The organism is Actinomycetospora aurantiaca (assembly GCF_037401875.1).
Lineage (GTDB): Bacteria > Actinomycetota > Actinomycetes > Mycobacteriales > Pseudonocardiaceae > Actinomycetospora > Actinomycetospora aurantiaca.
This window is the reverse complement of sequence record NZ_JBBEGN010000003.1, coordinates 135,093-154,300: the sequence shown is the minus strand read 5'-3', so window position 1 is coordinate 154,300 and position 19,208 is coordinate 135,093. Positions and strand designations below refer to the sequence as shown.

The following is a 19,208-nucleotide window of genomic DNA, read 5'->3' as shown; positions in this document are numbered from 1 at the left end:
GTCCTGACGATGCTCGGGCTCTTCGTCGTCCTCGTCGTGCCCGCGTTCGCGCTCGGTCTGCTCTTCGGCGCCGGGCCGGCCGCGATCGTGGGCGCGTTCGCCGGGCTGTTCTCCTTCATCGGCGTCGCCGGCGGGCCGCTGTGGTCCGACCTGCGGGCACTCGCGGTGTCCAGCCCTCTGCTCCTGGTCGCCGCGTGCGGTCCGCGGCTCCTCGCCGAGTGGTCGCGCCCGGCGGCCTTCGTCCTGATCCTGGCGATCGTGCTGGTCGCCGGGCTGCTCCCCCTGCGCCGTCCGGGCCTGACGACCCTCGGGCTCGGCCTGGGCCTGCTGACTCTGATCAGCTACGGCCTCCCGATCGGCGGTGGGATCCCGGCCCTGCAGCTCGTCGTCGCCACCGTCGCCGGGCTGGTCGTGGCGGCGCTGTTCCGGTGCGTCACCGGGCTCCGGGACCCCCACGGGCCGGCGCGCGCGAAGGTCGCAGGCCTTCTCGACGAGCCCGAGCCCTCGGTGGCCGGCGCGGTGGACCTCTGGCTCCGGGACGGCCGGCCGACGTGGCTCGCCGCCGTGATCACGGCCGCCGTCCGGACCCGCCTGGCCCTCGCTACCGCGGACGCCACGGTCCGGCGGCTGCCGGTCGAGGACCGGGCCGCGGGAGACCGGGCCGTGGAGGCCGTCCGCGAGCGGGCACGGAGTCTCGCCGCCGCCGTCCGCGCGACGCGGCCGTCCGACGAGCCGCCCGGCCGCACCACCCCCGTGCCGGAGCTCGAGGACCCGGTGCACGCGGCCGACGACGCCCTCGACCGGGTCGCCGAGCTCGTCGTCCGGCGCGACCGCACACCCCTCGCCGACGACGACCGCGCCCATCACGGTCTCCGCTCGGCCCTCGCGAGCACGGACGCCTGGCGTTCGACCCAGGTCCGCCACGCGTTCCGGACCACGCTGGGAGTGCTGCTCGTCCTGCTGGTCTCCCTGGCGCTGCGGCCCGGGGACCCGCTCCTGCCGACGCTGCTCATGACGACCTTCTCGATCCTGCAGACCAGCTGGGACGCCACCCTGGCCCGCGCCCGCCCCAAGATTCTCGGGCTCCTCGCCGGGGCGGCCGTGGCGGTCGCGATCATCCTCGTCCTCCCCAAGGCGTCCCTGCTCCCGATCGCCCTCGTCGCCCTCGTCCTGGGGCTCGCGACGATCACGTCCCGCCCGACCCTCGGCAGTGCCGCCATGGTCTGCGTCAGCGTCGGCTTCTCCAGCTCGCTGCGCGGTCTCGACCCGGTCGACGTGCTCGTCGAGTACGGGATCCTCATGGTGGTCGCGGTCCTGGTCAGCGTCGTCGTCGCCTTCGCCGTCGTCCCCTCCCGCCGCCGGCCCGACCTCCGCCGGCGACTCGAGGCCGCCGTCGCCGCGACGGCCGCCGCGCTCGACGCCCTCGCCGAGGACTCCCCGGACCGGACGCGGGCGGCCTCCGCCTGGCGGGACGCCGCCCGCGCCCGGCGCGACCTCGTCGGGGAGCACGACCGGCTCTCCGACCACCAGACCGAGCAGCTCGAGCGGATCCGCCTCGGACTCGACGACCTCGCCCTGCTGGCTACGCTGCGGGGTCCCGACGACGGGGCCGCTTCTCTGGTCGAGGCCCGCCACCGGCTGGAGACCGACGTCCCCGGAGCGCCGAGCGGTGTCCTGCCCGCCCTCGCCGACGAGGTGCGCACGGACCGTCGAGACCTGGAGAGCGCATGCCCCTGACCGTCGCCGCCGCCCAACCGAGCTGTCGACCGGGCGACGTCGCCGGGAACGTCCGGACCCACGCCCTCCTGGTCCGGCGGGCCGGGACCCGCGTAATCGTGTTCCCCGAGCTGTCGCTCACCGGCTACGACCTGGAGTCCCCGGCCGTCGACCCCGACGACCCGGCCCTCGCGCCGTTGCAGGAGGCCTGTACCGAGACGGGCACCCTTGCCCTGGTCGGAGCCCCGGTCCGACGGGCGGACCGTCGTCACATCGCCATGCTGGCCGTCGAGCCGACCGGGGTCAGCGTCGCCTACCGCAAGACGTGGCTCGGCGGCGACGAAGCGCAGTCCTTCGCCCCCGGCGACGGCCCGACGGTGCTGTCGGTCGACGGGTGGCGCCTCGGGTTGGGGCTCTGCAAGGACACCGGGTCGGCCCAGCACATCGCCGGCACGGCAGCCCTCGACGTCGACGTCTATCTCGCCGGGGTCGTGCACCGACCGGACGAACTGGCCGAGCAGGAAGCCCGAGCCACCGTGATCGCGCGGACCTGCCGGGCCTACACGGCGATCGCGGGCGCGGTCGGCGCGGTCGGGCCGCAGTACCCCGACACCTGCGGCGTGTCCGGCGTCTGGGCGCCCGACGGCCTCGCCGTCACCCGGGCCGGGCGCGAGCCCGACACCGTGGTGACGGCGAGCCTCGTCTAGCTCCAGGGGCGGTTGTGTCGGGGGGTGCGGGTGGGGTCGAGCCAGGCGGGTGGGATGAACCAGGGCAGGTGGTCGTGCATGACGATCTCCCATCCGGAGTGGTGGACCAGCCCGTGGTGGTAGGTACAGAGCAGTCCGAGGTTGTCGGGTTCGGTCTCGCCGTGGTGGGCCCAGTGTCGGATGTGGTGGATCTGGCAGTGGCGGGCTTTGCGGCGGCAGCCGGGGAACGCGCAGTGCCGGTCGCGGGCCCAGATGGCGCGCCGGAGCCCGGCCGGTGGGGTGCGGCTCTTGCGGCCGACGTCGAGGACCTCGCCCTTCGATCCCATCAGCATCGGGATGATCTCGGCGTCGCACGCCAAGCGGCGCACGGCCTCGGGACGGATCCAGGTGGTGTCCTCGAGCAGCGCGAGGGCTTTGCTGCGGTCGGCGAGCTGGTCGCGCAGCGTCTCGAAGTCGAGGGTCACGGTCAGCTGCAGCCGCGGAACGTCTCTGGCCTGGGCGGGCCGCGGCCGCGGCGGCGGCGCCGCAGTCGGTGGCGGTGGTGCTGCCGGTCCCCCCAAGCCGCCCGAGCCGTCGCTGTCACTAGCGGGGTCGGTGTCGTGGCTGCCGGCATCAGCGTCGGCGTGGCTGCCTGGCGCGGTGTCCTCGGCGCACGGGTCGGGCTCGGGGTCGTCGTCGGGCAGGAACTCCTCGTCCGCGCCGCCGAACTCGATCTGCCCGTCGGGGTCGGTTGTCTGGTCGGGTTCGTCGAGGCCGGCGGCGTACCCGGCGGCGATCAGGTCCATCAGGGCGCCGGCCTGGCGGGAGGGTTTGGACTCCCGCGCCTCGATCTGTGGGTCTTCGCCTCGTGCCCCGTCGGTGGTGGTGGGGGCGTGTCCGGTGTCGGGGTCGGCCACGGCGGTGGACTGCGGCGGCAGGGTCGCCCCGCGGATGGCCTGGTCGAACAGCTCCGCCGCGACCGGGTCACGCAGGATGGTCTTGGCGTGCAGGTCGCCGTTCTTGCGGCGGGTGTAGGTCAGCTCGTTCTCCCGCGGCGGGTCCTCGGCGGGGGCGGCCCCGTCGGGGTCGAGCCGATCGGCGATCACCCCCGCCGCCCGCTTCAGCGCGGCCGGGCAGTGCGTGCGCGCCAACTCGGCGAGCTGTTCCTCGGCGGTGGCCAGCACGTCGGCGTCGAGGTCGTCGACCCCCCGCAGCCGGGTCATCGTCTTGACGATCACCTCGACGTGCCCGTCCCCGGCCTCGCCGTCGTCGACCATTGTGCAGGTCGCCGGCAGGTCAGGTTCCACGGTGGCCCCGGCGGGGGTGACCCTCGGGTGCAGCGCCTCGGCGTGTCTGGCGAGCCGTCTGCTCTCGGCGGGGTCGAGCCGGGCGTGGTCGGCCAGCAGCCGCGGCAGGTCGCGGTAGCCGGACTCGGCGACCGCGTCCGAGGCGTCCAGGGCGGCGATCGCCTGGTAGACGCGGGCCCCGGCCCGCCGGTAGGCGGTCATGGCGTCGGCGATCTCCGCCAACGCTGTCCGCGAGGACCGCGACAGCTTCTCCTTGCCCCGCCCGGGGTCGGGATCGACCCCGGGCACCGCCCACCCGGCGTCGGGCTCCGGGTCCGGCGGGCGGAGCGGCAGGAGCCGGGCCAACCGCTCGACCGGTTCGCCCGGCGGCGGGGGCTGCTGTCGTTCGGCGCGGGGTTGCCAGGACCCGTTCGGGTCCAGGAACCACACCGCCGCCGTCATGCACCCATGATCGAACACGTGTTCGAGAAGATCAAGAGCCGTTCGGAGCAATCCACCGCATCCGCTCACCCCTCGTGACCCCTCGGTCGCAGGCGGATCAGCGCAAGGGACTCCGGTCGGGTCCCCGACGTGTTCCCGGTCCATTGTGGCTGGTCAGCCGCCCGGAGACGCTGAGCAGGTGCGCCGAGTCGTCGTCGCCCTCGTCAGCGGGTGCCTGCTGCTGCTGACCGCCTGCGCGCCGTCGGGCGGTGGCGCCGCGCCGCCCGCCACGGACGTCGCTACGGCCGTGGACGTCGGCGGCCGCCGCGTCTGGCTCGAGTGCCACGGACCGGCCCGGCCGGGCACGCCCACTGTCGTGCTCATGTCCGGGTTCGGCAACGCCGGGGACATCTGGGACGTCGTGGACCCGGAGCGGACACCGCCGCCCGAGGCGGTGGCCCCGGCCCTGGCCCGCGACACGCGCGTGTGCGCCTACGACCGCCCTGGGTCGACCCGGAACGACGGCAGCGTCACCACCCGTAGCGACCCGGCACCCCAGCCCCGCACGGCCCAGGACTGGGCGTCCGAGCTCGACGCGGTCCTCACCGCCGGGGGCGTGCCAGGTCCCTACGTGCTCGTCGCGCACTCCTTCGGCGGGCTCGCGGCCCGGCTGTACGCGGCCCAGCACCCCGACCGCACCGCCGGCCTCGTCATGGTCGACTCCACCACCGAGGAGACCTTCGCGCTCCTCTCCCCCGAGCAGCAGGCCGTCCTCACGCCGCCGGCGGTCCCGGGGGTCGAGCAGATCGACGTCGCAGCGAGCACCGACCAGGTCGCCGCGTCCGCCCGGGAACGTCCGCACCCGGCCACCATGCCGACGTGGGTGGTGTCGGCCGGTGTCACCGAGTTCCCGCCCGACTTCCCGGACCTCGCCCGGGCGGTCGAGGCCCAACGCACCGCGCAGTCGAACCTCGCGACGACCACCCTCCCCGGCAGCGTCCACGCCCTCGCCGACCGCAGCAGCCACTACGTGCACGTCTTCGACCCCGACCTCGTCGTCCGGGCCACCCGCGACGTCCTCGCCCGGGCGACCGGGCCGTCCTCCGGAGGTACGCGGTGACCCTCACCCGGGCCCTGGTCACGGTGGCGGCGATCCTCGCGCTCGGCGGCTGCGGCGTGACCGCCGGAGCGACTCCTGCACCACCGAGCGGCGCCTCGGGCGAGTTCGCGCAGGGCGTCGACATCGGCGGCCGGAGCGTCTACCTGGAGTGCCAGGGCGAGAACGCCCCCGGGCGGCACACCGTCGTCCTGATCCCTGGCTACCACGACTCCGGCGACGCCTGGAGCATCGACGAGATCATCGAGCCGCCCGCGGTCGGGCCGGCCGTGCCCGTCGCACTCGCCCGCGAGCACCGGGTCTGCACCTACGACCGTCCCGGCACCCTGCGCATCGCCCTCCCCGGGGCGCCCCTCACCGAGCGGAGCACGCCGGTCCCGCAACCGCGCACCGCCGCGGACGTCGTCACCGAACTCCACGCCGTCCTCACGACGGCCGGTGTGCCCGGGCCCTACGTCCTCACCGGGCACTCCATGGGCGGGCTGTTCGCCCGCCTCTACGCCCAGACCCACCCCGAGCAGGTCGCCGGCGTGGTGTTCGTCGACTCGTTCTCCCCCACGGTGCCGACGGTGCTCGGCCCGGCGAAGTGGGCGGCCTACCGCGACGCCTACCTGAACGCCGTCCCCCCCGGCACCCAGCTCGCCGACCCGGCCTCGGAGCGCATCGACGTCGACGCCGGTGTCGAGCAGGTCCGCTCCGGCCCGACGTTCCCGCCCGTGCCCATCGCGGTCCTGACGAAGACCGAGCCGTTCCAGACGACGCTCCCTCCGCCGCCGGGGCTCACGGTCGAGGAGCTCAACCGGCTCTACGAGGACGCCCAGGAGGACTTCATCGCCCTCCGGCCCCGCACACCGCAGACCATCGCCACCGGCGACGCGCACTACATCCAGTGGCAGAGCCCCGACCTCGTCGTGGGCGCGACGCAGCTGGTCGACGGACGCGCCCGACGCTGACGCCTCACCCCGTCAGGTACCGGACGACGGCGAGGACGCGGCGGTGGTCGTCGTCGGTGGCGGCGAGACCGAGGGCGTCGTAGATGCCCGACGAGTGGGCCACCACGGCCTTCTCGGTGATCGCGAGCCGCCGGGCGATCCCCGCGTTGGTCCGGCCCTCCGCGATGAGGGCCAGCACCTGGCGACGACGTGGCCCGAGGGCCTCGATGGCGTCGTCGCGCCGCGCCATCATGGCCGCGACGACCTCGGGGTCGAGGGCCGTCCCCCCGGCGGCGACGCGGCGGAGGTCCTCGCAGAACCCGGCGCCGTCGGCGATGCGGTACTTGAGCAGGTACCCGACACCCGCCGCACGGTCGGCGAGCAGTTCGCGCGCGTAGCGCCGCTGGATGTGCTGCGACAGGACCACGACCCCGACCGCCGGGACCTCGGCGCGGACCCGGACCGCCGCCCGCAGGCCGTCGTCGGTGTTCGTCGGCGGCATCCGGATGTCGGTCACGAGGACGTCGGGCCGGTGCCGGCGGACGAGATCCACGAGGTCGTCGGCGTCCGCCGTGCTGCCCGCGACCTCGATGCCGGCCCGGTCGAGGACGTGCACGAGCCCCTCCCGCAGGAGCGCCTCGTCCTCCCCGATCACGACCCGCACGGCACCTCCAGCACCAGGCCCGTGCCTCGGCCCTCGACGCTGTCGAGGGTGACGCTGCCGCCGAGCGCGCCGGCCCGGTCGGCGATGCCCCGCAGTCCGGCACCGCCCCCGACCTGCGCTCCCCCGACGCCGTCGTCGGCGATCTCCACCCGCAGCCGGTCGCCGAGGCGGACGACGTCGACGGAGACCTTGGTCGCCCGTGCGTGCTTCACCGCGTTCGTGACCGCCTCGACGACCACGTGGTAGACGGTGCTCTCGACCTCCGGGGGCAGGGCCTCGTCGGCCTGCGGGTCGGCGGCCAGCACCACGGGCAGCGGGCTGCGCTCGGCGAGGTCCTCGACCGCGGCGAGCAGGCCACGCTCGATCAGCAGGGCGGGCAGCACGCCCTGGACCAGGTGCCGCAGCTCGGTGATGGCCTCCTCGATCCCCTGCCGCACCACCGCGAGCGAGCCCGCCTCGGCGACCGACGCGTCCGAGGCGTTGATGGCGAGCAGGACCAGCCGGCTCTGCAACCGGTCGTGCAGGTCCCCCGCGAGCCGGCGGCGCTCCCGGTCGCCGGAGTGCAGCAGGCGGGCGCGTGAGGCGCGGAGCTCGTCGCGGCTGGCGAGCAGCTCCGCGGTGAGGCGCTCCCGGTCGGCCGCGAGCGCGACGATGCGCCCGGCGGCCCGGACCGGTTCGGGGTCGGGGAGCAGGGCGCGGTCGTGGATGACGACGGCGACCTCGCGCTCGCCGAGCACGACCGGGACGGCCACCCGGTCGGCGCCGGGTGCCGGGAGCTCGACCGGTGCGCCGGACTCGTCGACCCACTCGCCCACCGGCCCCTCGGGGCGGTGCACCCGGAACGCGAGCGTCAGCGAGGCGTCCCCGAGGGCGCGGACCAGGGCGCCGCGCAGGTCGCCGTCGCGCGCGGGACGGGCGAGCCACGCGGCGAGTTCCTCGAGCTCCCCGGCCCGCGCGAAGCCGCCGCGCAACATGGCCGCGGCGAACGCCACCGGCACACCGGCCTGGACGGCCAGCTGGATCAGGGGCACGACGAGCGGGTCGACGCCGACGTAGCGCGTGAGCGCGGCGAGCACCGCCACGCCGAGCACCGCCACCGCCCCGTAGGCGTAGACCGGGGCCAGTGCCCGACGACGGCGGCGGTCGGCGACGACGAGCCGGTGCACGAGCACGCCCGCCACGGCACCCACGAGGAGCGCCGCGGCCACGGCCTGGCCCACCCCGACGCCGTACGCCACGTCCGGACGGTCGGCGACGAGCAACGGGTCGTAGGGCGGGGTTGCGGGCATCGTCCCGTACCGCACCGGCTGCGGGAGGACGGCGATCAGGTAGCCGGCGGCCGCGAGCAGACGGGTCCGGCCCGTGTCGAGGCGCCCCGACGGGAACGCCAGCAGCACGTGCACGATGACGGCCACCGGGACCCAGGCGATGATCTGGCCGGCCGCGATCAGCACCGGCTCGACGGTGTTCACCAGCGCGGCGACGAACCAGACGAACCCGCCGGCCACGAGGATCGGACCGGTCCGGTTCCGGGATCGTCGGGCCCAGGCCACCGCGCCGACCACGACGTAGACGATGCCGGTGAGCGGGAGCAGCATCAGGGCCCAGTACGGGGCCTCGCGGCTGTCCGCGAGCAGGACCGCCTCGACCGCGGCGACGAGCACGGCCGCGCCGACCAGCCAGCCCAGCGCGAGACGCAGCGTGCGGGTCGCCGCGCTCGCCCGAACTCCGTGGATCACGCACGAACCGTGACACGCCAGGGCGTCCGGGTCGAGCACGGGACGGGTCAGGGCCAGCGGGGTGAGGGTGCCCGGGTAGAGCGTGTCGACGATGCGGATCCACAGCTCCTGGGCGGGCACCGCGGCACCGTTGCCCGCGTTGACCATGACCACCACGGTCGCCCCGCGCGCCGGGAGGTGGAACACCATGTCGCTGTAGCCGAAGATCGAGCCGTCGTGGCCGACCCACTCGCCGACCTGGGTGACCCCGAGGCCGTACTGCAGGCGGATGCCCGAGGAGGTGAGCGGCGCCCACGTCTGCCGGTCGGTCGCCCCAGCCAGCTGGACGGCGTGCCGGGCCATGTCCGGCACGCTGGAGATCATCGCGCCGGCGGTCCCGGGAACGGCCGGATTGGAGACGGTCCCGTCGCGGTAGGGCGGCCGGCTCTGCTCGTCGGCGGCGGAGATGTAGCCGCGCGCGAACGGGGCCGGGAGATCGTCGCCGCGGTCCGGATACGTCGTCTGCCCCAGCCCGTGGGCCGCGGCACGGGCTTCGAGGGCCTCGGCAGCCGGCCGGCCGGTGGCGCGCTCGATGACGAAGCCCAGCAGGACGTACTCGGAGTTCGAGTACCGGGTCTCCGTGTCCGGCGGGCGGGCCTCGGCGGCGTGCGCGGCCAGGATCGGCAGGAGGTCCTCGGCCCGCCACCCGGGCAGGGTCGGGTCGGCCTCGTAGCGCGCGACGAATCCCTGGTCGTCGGTGAAGTCGTAGACCCCGCCCCGCATGGCCAGGAGATCCCGGACCCGGATGCGGTCGCCGTTCGGGACGCCGGCGACGAACGTGGCCAGGGGCGCGTCCAGGGAGAGCCGGCCCTCGGCCGCCAGCACGAGGACGGCGTCGGCGGTGAAGGTCTTGGTGACGCTCGCGATCCGGTAGTGCGCATCGGGCGTCAGGGGCATCCCGGCCTCGTCGGCGGTCCCGTAGGCGCGGAGCAGCCGCAGGCCCGCCGGGTCCGCGACCGCCACCACGGCACCGGTGATGCCCTGCCCGAGGGCCTCCGAGGCCAGCTGGTCGATCGTCGTCGCCGGGTCGGGGGTGGGAGCGGGGCCGGCGGCGGGGGCACAGGCCGCGAGAGCGAAGGCGAACGCCACCAGCAGGAGGCGCGACCGACGGGCGGTGCTCACTCCTGCCGACCCGCGTACCCGAGACGCCCGCGCGTCACCGCGACCAGCACGAGGGCCACGGCCCCGAAACCGATCATGAACGGCATGGCACTCGCGAGGACGTCGGGCGGGAACAGGGCGCCGAGGGTGATGCTGAAGGTGTCGATCGAGGAGTGGACGAGGACGGCGATCAACAGGCTCGCCCGCGTGTGGTTGAACAGCCAGGTGATCACGACGGTGAACGTGATGGCGGTGAGGGTGAACAGCAGGATGCCCGACACCCCGCCGCCGCCGGAGGACGCCGCCCAGCTCGGCACGAGGAACTGCGGCAGGTGCCAGAGCGCCCACAGCACGCCCAGGACCACGGAGGCTCCCAGCGCCCCGAGGGAGGACTGCATGCGCGGGAGGGCGAAGCCCCGCCACCCGATCTCCTCGAACAGGGGCCCGCCGAGCACCGTCACGAGGACGAACGTGACCACGTAGGTCAGGAGGTAGGACGGCCCTCCGAGGGCACCGGACGTCGGCCCCGCACCCGCCCAGATGGTCGTGCCGACGAGCATGATCAGCGGGACGCCCACGAGGGCGACGACGTACCACTGCACCCCGACGCGCCACAGCACGAGTCGCGCGAGCAGGGCGCGGACCCCGGCGCGCCCGCCCGTCACCCTCGCCATGACCAGACCGGCCACGGTGGGACCGGCCAGGATCGCGGCCGCGTTGAGGTAGCCGATGAGCGCCGGATCGATCCTCGTCGGCAGGAGACCGGCGCCGTCCTCGCCGAGCACCCAGGGCGACCACACGAGCCACGAGAACGCGTAGGCCATGACGAAGAACGACGTCAGCGGACGACGGGCGAGGAGCCCGGGCCGCCCTCCGGCCTCCGGTCGTGCGGATGAGATCGTCATGGCGGCGCGCCCTCCTGCCCCGGCCTCCGGTGCGGCGGCCCCCGCATCGACGGTAGGCAGGCTCCCGAGCAGGGAGAATGGACGTCGGCCCGGGGGGCGGCAGGGGACCTGGGTCCCGTCGGAGGACTACTCCGCGGGCGTCGGGTGCGGGACGCCCCGGCCCGTCTCCTCCTCGCTCCGACGGGGCTCGGGCACCCGGGAACGGCGTCGGAGGACCGCGACGAGGCCCCGGATGCGTTCGCGCTCCGCGCTGCGGCGGTGCATCGGGACGGCGTGGATCACCGCGTCGTCGTCGACCTGCAGCCGCTCCCACCCGTCGTCGGGAAAGCTCCGGTCCAGCTCCTCCGCGCCGAACGGGCGGGGCGTGGGCAGGCCCGAGGCGATGGCCCGGGCCAGCGGGCGCGGCAGCCCCGGGCGCCGGCTCCCAGGCTCTCCAGGTAGCTCAGCAACGAGCCCTGGTGGTTGGTCTCGGCGATCACGGCGACGCCGCGGTCGCCGAGGAGCCGACCGACGTTCCGCGCGAGCTCACGGCGCGCGTCGGGATCGAGGACGTGCAGCACGCCGCGCACGAGGACGTTGACCTCGCCCAGTTCCTCGGCCAGCCGGTCCATCGCACCGGCGTCCGTGAGGTCGGCGACCACGAAGGACGGGGGCGTCCCGCCCCCGGCCGACCCGGACCCGGACTCGTCGTGGGCCAGGGCGACCGCCGCGTCCGACACGTCGACCCCGATCGCCCGCCATCCCCGGAGGGACAGGGCGCGGGTGAACCGGCCGTTGCCGCACCCGAGGTCGAGCACCGGGAGATCGGGGTCGGCGAACCGCTCGAGGATGTCGAGGTAGCGGGCGGGTTCGTCCGGATCGCTGGAGTCCCAGAGCACGTCACCGCCGTCGCCGGTGGACCCGACCCCGGCCCAGTAGCGGTCCCACCGTCCCTCCGCGTCCCGCGGAGCGCGGATCCCCCACCGGACGAGGTGCGGCAGCATCAGCAACCGGCGCAGCGGCATCGTCGTCCCCCTCGGCGCACGGGTGGGCCGGGAGGGACGCTAGGCGCGGCCGGGTGGCCGGCCACAGGGCCGAACGGGCGTTGCCGACCTCACCGGGACCGTGGGGTGCCCTCCGCCGAGCGCCACCACCGGAACCCGCGAGGCGGCGGGTCGTCGCCGCGGACCAGCCACGACGCCGCCTCCACCTCGTCGGTGAAGAAGTGCATCGGCATCGGGTGGGAGGCGACGCCCAGGGCGAAGTTCGCGAGCATGGCGTCCACGCGGGACCGGCCGAGCAGGGCGAGCCGCGACACCATGCACGGCCGGGTGAACACGACCCGGGCGTCCCGGGTCAGCATCCGCATCCCGGTCATGTCGACCAGCAGGGGACGCGCCTGGTCCCCGTTGAGGCGGTTGACGTACTGCACGGCGGCGTCGGCGAGCGGGCCGTCGATGTCGATGCCGGGCGCCCACTTCAGACGGAGGAAGCCGCGGCGGGCCTCCCACACGGCCATCGCGTCCTCGAGCTCCACACACGGAGCCTATCCGTCGGTGCCCGGACGGTCGGGGCTCGCGAGTCGGCGACAGCCGTTCGTGGCCCCGACCGGACCGCCGTCAGGCGTGCGCCTTGGCCTTCCGCCGCCACTGGGTGAGGGCCCGCTCCGTGTAGCCGTTCGGCTCCGTCCCGCCGGTGAACACCAGCTCGAGCGCCGCCTGGAACGACTCGCTGCGCTCCAGGTCCGGCGCCATCGGCGGGTAACCGGCCTGGCCCTCGTTCTGCTCGTCGACCAGGGCGGCCATGCGCGCGAAGGTCTCCCGCACGGTCGCCTCGTCGACGACACCGTGCTCGAGCCAGTTCGCGATCAGCTGGCTGGAGATCCGCAGCGTGGCGCGGTCCTCCATCAGCCCGACGCCGTCGAGGTCGGGCACCGTCGAGCAGCCGATGCCCATGCCCACCCAGCGCACGACGTAGCCGAGGATCGACTGCGCGTTGGTCTCCAGCTCACGGCGCACGTCGTCCTGCGACAGCGTGCTCGCGTCGGTGAGCGGGAGCTCCAGCAGGTTCCGACGATCGGCCGTCTCCCGCTTCGTGATCTCCTCCTGGACCGCGTGCACGTCGGTGCGCAGGTAGTGCAGCGCGTGCAGGGTGGCGGCGGTCGGCGACGGCACCCACGCGGTGTTCGCGCCGGCCTTCGGGTGGCCGATCTTCTGCTCGAGCATCTCGGCCATCGCCGCGGGCTTGGCCCACATGCCCTTGCCGACCTGCGCGTGGTGCTCGAAGCCGGCCGCGAGCGCGACGTCGACGTTGCGGTCCTCGTAGGTCTGCAGCCAGGTGGTGGACTTCATGTCGCCCTTGCGCAGCACCGGCCCGGCGGCGAAGCAGGTGTGGATCTCGTCGCCGGTCCGGTCGAGGAAGCCGGTGTTGACGAAGATGACGCGCTGCGCGGCCGCGCCGATGCAGGCCGACAGGTTGACCGTCGTCCGCTTCTCCTCGTCCATGATGCCGATCTTGAGCGTGTTCGCCGCGAGGCCGAGCGCCTCCTCGACGGCCGCGAACAGCTCCACGGTCAGCGCGACCTCGGCCGGCCCGTGCTGCTTGGGCTTGACGACGTAGACGCTGCCGGCCCGGGAATTCGTGTGCGGCCCGAGGCCGCGGAGGTCGTACAGGCCGGCGACCGCGCACACCAGGGCGTCGAGAACACCCTCGTTGGCCTCCGCACCGTCGCTGGTGAGCACCGCGTTCGTCGTCATGTGGTGCCCACAGGTGCGCACCAGCATGAGCGAGCGGCCGGGCAGCGTCAGCGACCCGCCGTCGGGACCGGTGTACTCGCGGTCCGGGTTGACGCGACGGGTGACGGTCTCCCCGCCCTTCGCGAATTCGGCGACCAGGTCACCGGTCATCAACCCCAGCCACGTGCGGTAGGCCAGCGCCTTGTCCTCGCCGTCGACCGTCGCGACCGAGTCCTCGAGGTCGACGATCGTGGTGACGGCGGACTCGAGCACGAGGTCGCTGACGCCCGCGTGGTGCTGCGTGCCGACCTGCGTCGACGGGTCGAGCACCAGGTCGGCGTGCAGGCCGTTCCGGACGAGCAGCACGGAGCCGCGGCCCTCGTCGTCGGGAACGTCGAAGCCCGCGAACTGGTTCTTGTCCGCCAGGCCGACGGTGCCGTCGTTCGTCTCCGCGGTCAGTCCGTCGGTCGACGGGCGGTAGGCGGTGACGTCGGCGTGGCTGCCGCGTTCGAGCGGGAACAGCTCGTCGAGCAGCTGGTCGGCGGCCTCGATGACCTGCGCGCCGCGGCGCTCGTCGTACCCCTTGGCGAGCTCGTGGTCCTGCGGCAGCGCGTCGGTGCCGTAGAACGCGTCGAACAGCGAGCCCCAGCGGGCGTTCGCGGCGTTCAGCGCGAAGCGGGCGTTCGTCGAGGGCACCACCAGCTGCGGGCCGGGGACCTCGGCGATCTCCGGGTCGACCCGGTCCACCTCGATCGTCGGGACGCTCGACGGCTCCGGCTCCAGGTAGCCCAGATCGGTCAGCAGCTTCTCGTAGTCGTCCCGCGAGCCCGCGCCGTGCTCGGCGTGCCAGGCGTCGATCTTCCCCTGCAGGTCGTCGCGCTCGGCGAGCGCCGACGCGATCCGCGGCGCGAACCGCTCCTGCAGGCGGGCCAGGGTGGACCAGAACTCCTCGGCGGTCAGCTCGACCTGCGCGAGGAGCTCGTCCTCGATGAACGCCCGCAGGTGCTCGTCGACCTGCAGACCTGACCGCTCGGACGTCTCGGACACTGACGGACCGCCCTTCTCCCCTGATGGGTTCATCAGGGCTCGTGTTCCCACTGCTGAGATGTCGACACCGAGTCGACCACCGTCTCTGCGCCGCGTCGAGCCGTGCTTCCGGTGCACGGGAGTGCTTGCCAGGGTGCGGACGACGTCGTCACGATGCACCGGACGGTGCGGTGCAGGTCACATCGGAGTGGGACGGAGAAGCCCGTGCAGGTGTCGTGTGCGTTCCCGACCGCTCTGAGCTCACCGGACGACATCGCACTCGCCGAGGAGCTCGGCTTCGACCGCGCCTGGGTCTACGACACGCCGCAGCAGAGCCCCGACGTCTGGATGGTCCTCGCGCTCGCGGCGGAGCGGACCAGCCGCATCGGGCTCGGGCCGGGCGTGCTGATCCCCAGCCTGCGCCATCCGATGGTGAACGCGGCCGCCACTGCCACGCTCGCCGCCCTGGCACCCGGGCGGACGGCGGTGGCCTTCGGCACGGGGTTCACGGGCCGCCGTGCGATGGGCTACCGCGCCATCACCTGGGCGTTCATGGAGTCCTACCTCCGCGCCTACCGCGGGTTGCTCCGCGGCGAGATCGTGGAGTGGGAGGGCGCGCAGATGCGGATGATGCACCCCGACGGACACGCGCCCGCGCGCCCGGTCGACGTGCCCGTCCTCATCGGTGCGCTGGGCCCCAAGGGCGACGCGGTGGCACGCGAACTCGGTGACGGGCTCTTCGCAACGCTGCAGGTGCCCGACTTCCTCGGGCAGTACTCCTGGGTGCCCTTCCTGGCGTGGGGCACCGTGCTCGACGAGGGCGAGCCGGCGACCTCGGACCACGCCCGCGCGGCCGGTGGGCCGGGATGGGCGCTGGCCTACCACGGGGCCTACGAGTTCGGCGGCCCCGAGGCCGTGCGGGCGATGCCGGGTGGCGATGCCTGGATGGACACCGTCGAGCAGGCCCCCGAGGGGCAGCGCCACCTCGCGGTGCACCAGGGCCACTGCGTCGAGCTCAACGACGCCGACCGCGCGGCCTGGGACGCCGGCGGCGCCGCCATGCTCCCCGACGTGACCGTCAGCGGCACCCGCGACGAGGTCCGCCGTCGGGTCGACGAGCTCGGCGCGCGGGGGGTCACCGAGATCGTCTTCCAGCCGTGCGGCCCGGACACGCGCTCGGAGCTGGAGCGCTTCCGCGAGGCCGTGCCGGGGTAGCGAGGAGGGTGTCGAGGCGGGTGGTCAGGTACAGGGGTGAACGTCCGGCCGCAGTCGCTGCCGCGGCCGGACAACGATGGCACTCGGGATTGTCCATGCGCGCCCTGGTTCAGGTGGACCACGGCGAGCAGAGTCGTGGTCGCAGGCCCTCGCTCGCGGAGTTCCAGGAGGACACCATGACCCAGCCAGTACGCCTCGGAGCACTCGGCATGGTCGAGACCAAGGGCCTCGTCGGGGCGTTGGAGGCCGCCGACGCGATGGTCAAGGCGGCCGCCGTCGAGATCGAGGGCTATCGCACGCTGCGCAATGGGCAGGTCTCCGTGCTCGTGCGGGGGGATGTCGGAGCGGTGACGGCCGCGGTCGACGCCGCGAAGGTTGCAGCGGCCCGGGTCGGGGAGCTCTACGCCACCCACGTCATCCCCCGCCCGCACGGCGACACCGAGGCCATCGTCGACGCAGCCATCACGCCGCCGCGTTGATCAGCCGGTCCCGCCGCCCAACTGCAGCAGGCGCAACGCCACGTCGGCCCGCATCCGGTCGTCGTGGCGGGAGAGGTCGAGACCGGTCAGCGCCTTGATCCGCTCGAGCCTGTACCGCAACGTCTTGTGGTGGACGAAGAGCTTCTCGGCCGCCACGCGCTGGGAGCAGTCCGCGTCGAAGAAGGCGCGCAGGGTCCGCACGAGCGATCCGTCGTTCTCCCGGTCGTAGGCAACGAGCGGGCCGGTGACATCGTCGACGAAGGTCTGCAGATCAGGATCCGATCCCGAACCGAGCAGCAGCCGCACGACGCCGAGCTCCTCGTAGAGCGAGACCTGGTTCCCGCCGAGCCGGTGGGAGGCGGACAGTGCCGTCCGGGCCTCGTTGAACGCTGCGGGCAGTGCCTCGGCGTCGTCGTGCTGGCGGCTTATGCCCCACGACGACCGGATACCCGGGTCCTCCGCATGGATCGACGTGACGATCTCCTGGACGAGGCGACGGGCAGCTGGAACGTCCAGCCCCTCGGCGACCGCGACCACGAGGTCGCCACGCAGGCCCACCAGCGCAAGACGGGGGCCGTCCTCGCGATCCCGGAGAGCTCGCACGACGTCACGGCGCAGCCGATCGCTGCGCGAGGTGTCCCAGCCCCGGTCTGCGGCGATCTCGTCGACGTTCTCGAGGTGGCCGTGCAGGACGCGTAGGCGGGCTCCGAGCAGCACGCCCATCTGCTGCGCCCGGGACCGTGCGGCGACCCGGTGTTCCGCCGGTCCCTGGACGAGGTCCCACAGCACCTCGTTCAGGGCTTCACGGCGTGCACGACTGGCGGCTCGTTCACGGAGCAGGGTCAGCGAGCAGGCCATCGCGACCTGACCGGCGACCGCGTCGAGCATCTCCTCCTCGTCGCCGTTGGGGACGAGACAGACCCACCCGACCTCGTCACCGTCGGAGTGGACCGGCTGCAGACGCGCCGAGGTCGGCATCGAGCCTGCTCGTCGCGCCGGGCGCCCGGTGCGGGTCAACGGCGGCATCGTCCCCGGGAGGCTGTCGCCGCCATGGACGGCGACCCGTGCACCCGTCGCGTCGTAGATGCCGACCTGGCAGCCGACCTGGTTGGCGACCCGCCGCGCGACGGCCGGTAGCCCGCCGCCTTCCAGAACGGTGGTCAGCAGAGCCTGCTGCAGCTCCGCGGTCCGACCGAGGACCCCCACCTGGTGCTTCAGAGCGGCGTGGGCGTCCGCCAACCGACTGTTGGCCCGATCCTGCTCATCGTGGGCGCGGGCGCTGCGCAGCGCGATCGTCGCGAAGTTGGCCAGGGTGACCATGCGCCGGACGTCCTGCTCGGTGAACACCGACGGCCGGCGGCGCCAGACCTCGAGGACACCGAGGAACTCCCCCGGCAGTTCGAGGGGCACGGCGAGCGCGGACTCGGTCTGTTCCCGCTCCGCGAGTCCGACGAAGTCGCGGCTGATGGTGCGGTCCTCGACATAGCGGTCCACCTTGGCGGGCGCCCCCGTCTCGAACACCAGGCCGGCGACTCCCTGGCCCCTCCGCATGCGCAGCCGTGCGGTGTCGATGACCCGGTGTCCGACGCAGGAGCGCATCCGGACCTCGTCGCCCTCGACCAGCAGCACCCCGCAGATGTCGGCCTCGAGGAGAGCCATCGTGCGGGTGGCGATCGACAGCAGGAGCTGGTCTACGTCGTGGAGCGCGAGCAGTTGCTCGACGACCGCGGTGACCGTGGCGGTCTCCTCGCTGGCGGCGTGGGTGGCGCGGCGGGCGTCGCAGCGCTCGATCGCCATGGTCGCCCAAGCACAGGCCTGGCCGAGCAGGAGCCGCACCTCGTCCGGCACGGGCGGGCATTCTCGGGTCCAGGAGACGGTGACACGGCCGGCGCGCACGGTCCGGCGGCCCGTCTCCGATTCGCACGCGTCGACGTCGACGATCGCAGCTCCCCCGAGGGCATCGCCGACGGCATCTCGCAGCGCGGAGAGCGCCGCATCAGCCGATGCCGGGACGGTGGCGAGCAGCCCGCGGAGGCCGTCATCGTCGTCCCGCACTGCGGCGAGACGGTCCACGTCGACCGGCCTCATGGGTCCCTCTCCGTCGTCAGGGGCGGATCAGCGCTTTGAGCGTAAGTCGGTCCGTGGTACGGCGATACGCCTCGGCGGCGTCGTCGAGGGCGACCGTCTCGGTCGCGATCACGCTCGGGTCCAGCGAGCCCGCCCGGACGAGGGCCAGCAGCGGCTCTGCGTCGCGCATCAGGTCACCGATCGCGAAGGACAGGCCGAGCTCCTCGGTGAAGGCACGGGCGGCGGACAGTTCGACCGTCGCGCCCGGCACGCCGACCGAGGCGATGCGGCCTCGCCGGCGGACCAGGTCGAAGGCGAGTCCGAGGCCCCGCTCCCCACCGACCGCGTCGACGACCACATCGGCACCCCGTCCGTCTGTGGCGGCATCGACGGCCTTGCGCGCCTCGTCCGGTGCGGCAGCGTGGGCTCCCTCACGCGCGGCGACGTCTCTACGGTCGGAGACCGGCTCGACGACCACGACGACCCCGGCGCCGACCGCTTGTGCGACGAGGCTGGTCACCTGCCCGACCGGACCTCCGCCGAGGATCGCCACGGTCTCCCCCGCTGCCAGCTCGGCCCGGCGCAGCGCGGCGTACCCGGTGGCGACGGTGTCGCCGAGGAGGACCGCCGCGTCGAGGTCGATCCCTTCGGGCAGGGCGACGAGAACGGTGTCGGCGTGCGGGACCCGCACGAGCTCGGCCTGTGCTCCCGCCAGTGGCGGGCCGAAGACCGATCCCGTGCCGAAGAACCGCCGGTCCGAGCACTGCCAGTGGTCGCCGCGGCGGCACCACCAGCATCGCCCGCAGGCGGTGTAGTCGGCGCCGGATACAAGGTCGCCGATAGCGTGCTCCCGGACCTGCTCGCCGCGCTCGACGACCTCTCCGACGAACTCGTGGCCGAGGACGAAGCCCCGGGGCAGCTCGTCGGGGTGGGCGAGGACGTGGAGGTCGGTGCCGCAGACAGCGGCTCGCCGCACCCGCACGATGGCGTCGGTGGGCGCGCACAGGCGTGGTTCGGCCACGTCCTCGACGCGCACCTTGCCGTGGCCCGCATGCACCACGGCCTTCACGAGGCGGTCCTC

15 protein-coding genes are annotated in these 19,208 nt (G+C 74.0%); 6 read left to right on the top strand and 9 right to left on the bottom strand.

Annotation, left to right across the window (positions count from 1 at the left end; genetic code table 11):
• Window positions 1-9 precede the first annotated feature (9 nt).
• Together WCD74_RS08535 and WCD74_RS08530 are read left to right on the top strand one after the other, a co-directional pair.
• Entirely contained in the window at window positions 10-1,737 is a 1,728-nt protein-coding gene (locus WCD74_RS08535) for an FUSC family protein (protein ID WP_337694416.1), read from the top strand.
• Complete coding sequence (locus WCD74_RS08530; protein WP_337694415.1) at window positions 1,728-2,423, top strand: carbon-nitrogen hydrolase family protein; 696 nt, start codon at window positions 1,728-1,730, stop codon at window positions 2,421-2,423. The genes WCD74_RS08535 and WCD74_RS08530 overlap by 10 nt, the downstream gene beginning before the upstream one ends.
• Here WCD74_RS08530 and WCD74_RS08525 read toward each other — a convergent pair.
• Window positions 2,420-4,150 (bottom strand): HNH endonuclease signature motif containing protein, encoded by a 1,731-nt coding sequence (locus tag WCD74_RS08525; RefSeq protein WP_337694414.1) that lies wholly within the window; start codon window positions 4,148-4,150, stop codon window positions 2,420-2,422. The genes WCD74_RS08530 and WCD74_RS08525 overlap by 4 nt on opposite strands.
• Window positions 4,151-4,328: 178 nt before the next feature.
• On the opposite strand from WCD74_RS08525, the gene WCD74_RS08520 reads away from it, so the two are divergent.
• The gene (locus WCD74_RS08520) at window positions 4,329-5,249 is read left to right on the top strand and encodes an alpha/beta fold hydrolase (RefSeq protein WP_337694413.1); all 921 of its coding nucleotides are present in this window, start codon (window positions 4,329-4,331) and stop codon (window positions 5,247-5,249) included.
• Window positions 5,246-6,199, top strand: a complete 954-nt coding sequence (locus tag WCD74_RS08515) for an alpha/beta hydrolase (protein WP_337694412.1) — start codon at window positions 5,246-5,248, stop codon at window positions 6,197-6,199. The genes WCD74_RS08520 and WCD74_RS08515 overlap by 4 nt, the downstream gene beginning before the upstream one ends.
• 4 nt (window positions 6,200-6,203) lie before the next feature.
• Here the strand turns inward: WCD74_RS08515 and WCD74_RS08510 are convergent, their stop codons facing one another.
• The 6 genes from WCD74_RS08510 to WCD74_RS08485 form a co-directional block, all read right to left on the bottom strand.
• Window positions 6,204-6,842 carry a response regulator gene (locus tag WCD74_RS08510; protein ID WP_337694411.1) on the bottom strand — a complete coding sequence of 213 codons (639 nt, stop codon included), beginning with the start codon at window positions 6,840-6,842 and terminating at the stop codon, window positions 6,204-6,206.
• Window positions 6,830-9,742: a serine hydrolase gene (locus WCD74_RS08505; RefSeq protein ID WP_337694410.1), complete on the bottom strand. Its 2,913-nt coding sequence runs from the start codon at window positions 9,740-9,742 to the stop codon at window positions 6,830-6,832. Before WCD74_RS08505 ends, WCD74_RS08510 begins: the two co-directional genes overlap by 13 nt.
• The gene (locus WCD74_RS08500; protein WP_337694409.1) at window positions 9,739-10,626 is read right to left on the bottom strand and encodes a CPBP family glutamic-type intramembrane protease; all 888 of its coding nucleotides are present in this window, start codon (window positions 10,624-10,626) and stop codon (window positions 9,739-9,741) included. The genes WCD74_RS08505 and WCD74_RS08500 overlap by 4 nt, the downstream gene beginning before the upstream one ends.
• Before the next feature lie 278 nt (window positions 10,627-10,904).
• The gene (locus WCD74_RS08495) at window positions 10,905-11,630 is read right to left on the bottom strand and encodes a class I SAM-dependent methyltransferase (protein WP_337694408.1); all 726 of its coding nucleotides are present in this window, start codon (window positions 11,628-11,630) and stop codon (window positions 10,905-10,907) included.
• Between the two features lie 89 nt (window positions 11,631-11,719).
• Window positions 11,720-12,142, bottom strand: a complete 423-nt coding sequence (locus tag WCD74_RS08490; RefSeq protein ID WP_337694407.1) for a DUF7793 family protein — start codon at window positions 12,140-12,142, stop codon at window positions 11,720-11,722.
• A gap of 82 nt (window positions 12,143-12,224) precedes the next feature.
• Entirely contained in the window at window positions 12,225-14,387 is a 2,163-nt protein-coding gene (locus WCD74_RS08485; protein ID WP_337694406.1) for a malate synthase G, read from the bottom strand.
• A 204-nt stretch (window positions 14,388-14,591) separates the two neighbouring features.
• On the opposite strand from WCD74_RS08485, the gene WCD74_RS08480 reads away from it, so the two are divergent.
• Together WCD74_RS08480 and WCD74_RS08475 are read left to right on the top strand one after the other, a co-directional pair.
• The gene (locus WCD74_RS08480; protein ID WP_337694405.1) at window positions 14,592-15,581 is read left to right on the top strand and encodes an LLM class flavin-dependent oxidoreductase; all 990 of its coding nucleotides are present in this window, start codon (window positions 14,592-14,594) and stop codon (window positions 15,579-15,581) included.
• A gap of 95 nt (window positions 15,582-15,676) precedes the next feature.
• A complete protein-coding gene (locus tag WCD74_RS08475; protein ID WP_337694404.1) occupies window positions 15,677-16,060 on the top strand; it encodes a BMC domain-containing protein in 384 nt (127 codons plus the stop codon).
• On the opposite strand, the gene WCD74_RS08470 is transcribed toward WCD74_RS08475, so the two are convergent.
• A complete protein-coding gene (locus tag WCD74_RS08470) occupies window positions 16,061-18,148 on the bottom strand; it encodes a helix-turn-helix domain-containing protein (protein WP_337694403.1) in 2,088 nt (695 codons plus the stop codon).
• A gap of 16 nt (window positions 18,149-18,164) precedes the next feature.
• A complete protein-coding gene (locus WCD74_RS08465; RefSeq protein WP_337694402.1) occupies window positions 18,165-19,196 on the bottom strand; it encodes an alcohol dehydrogenase catalytic domain-containing protein in 1,032 nt (343 codons plus the stop codon).
• Window positions 19,197-19,208: the final 12 nt, after the last annotated feature.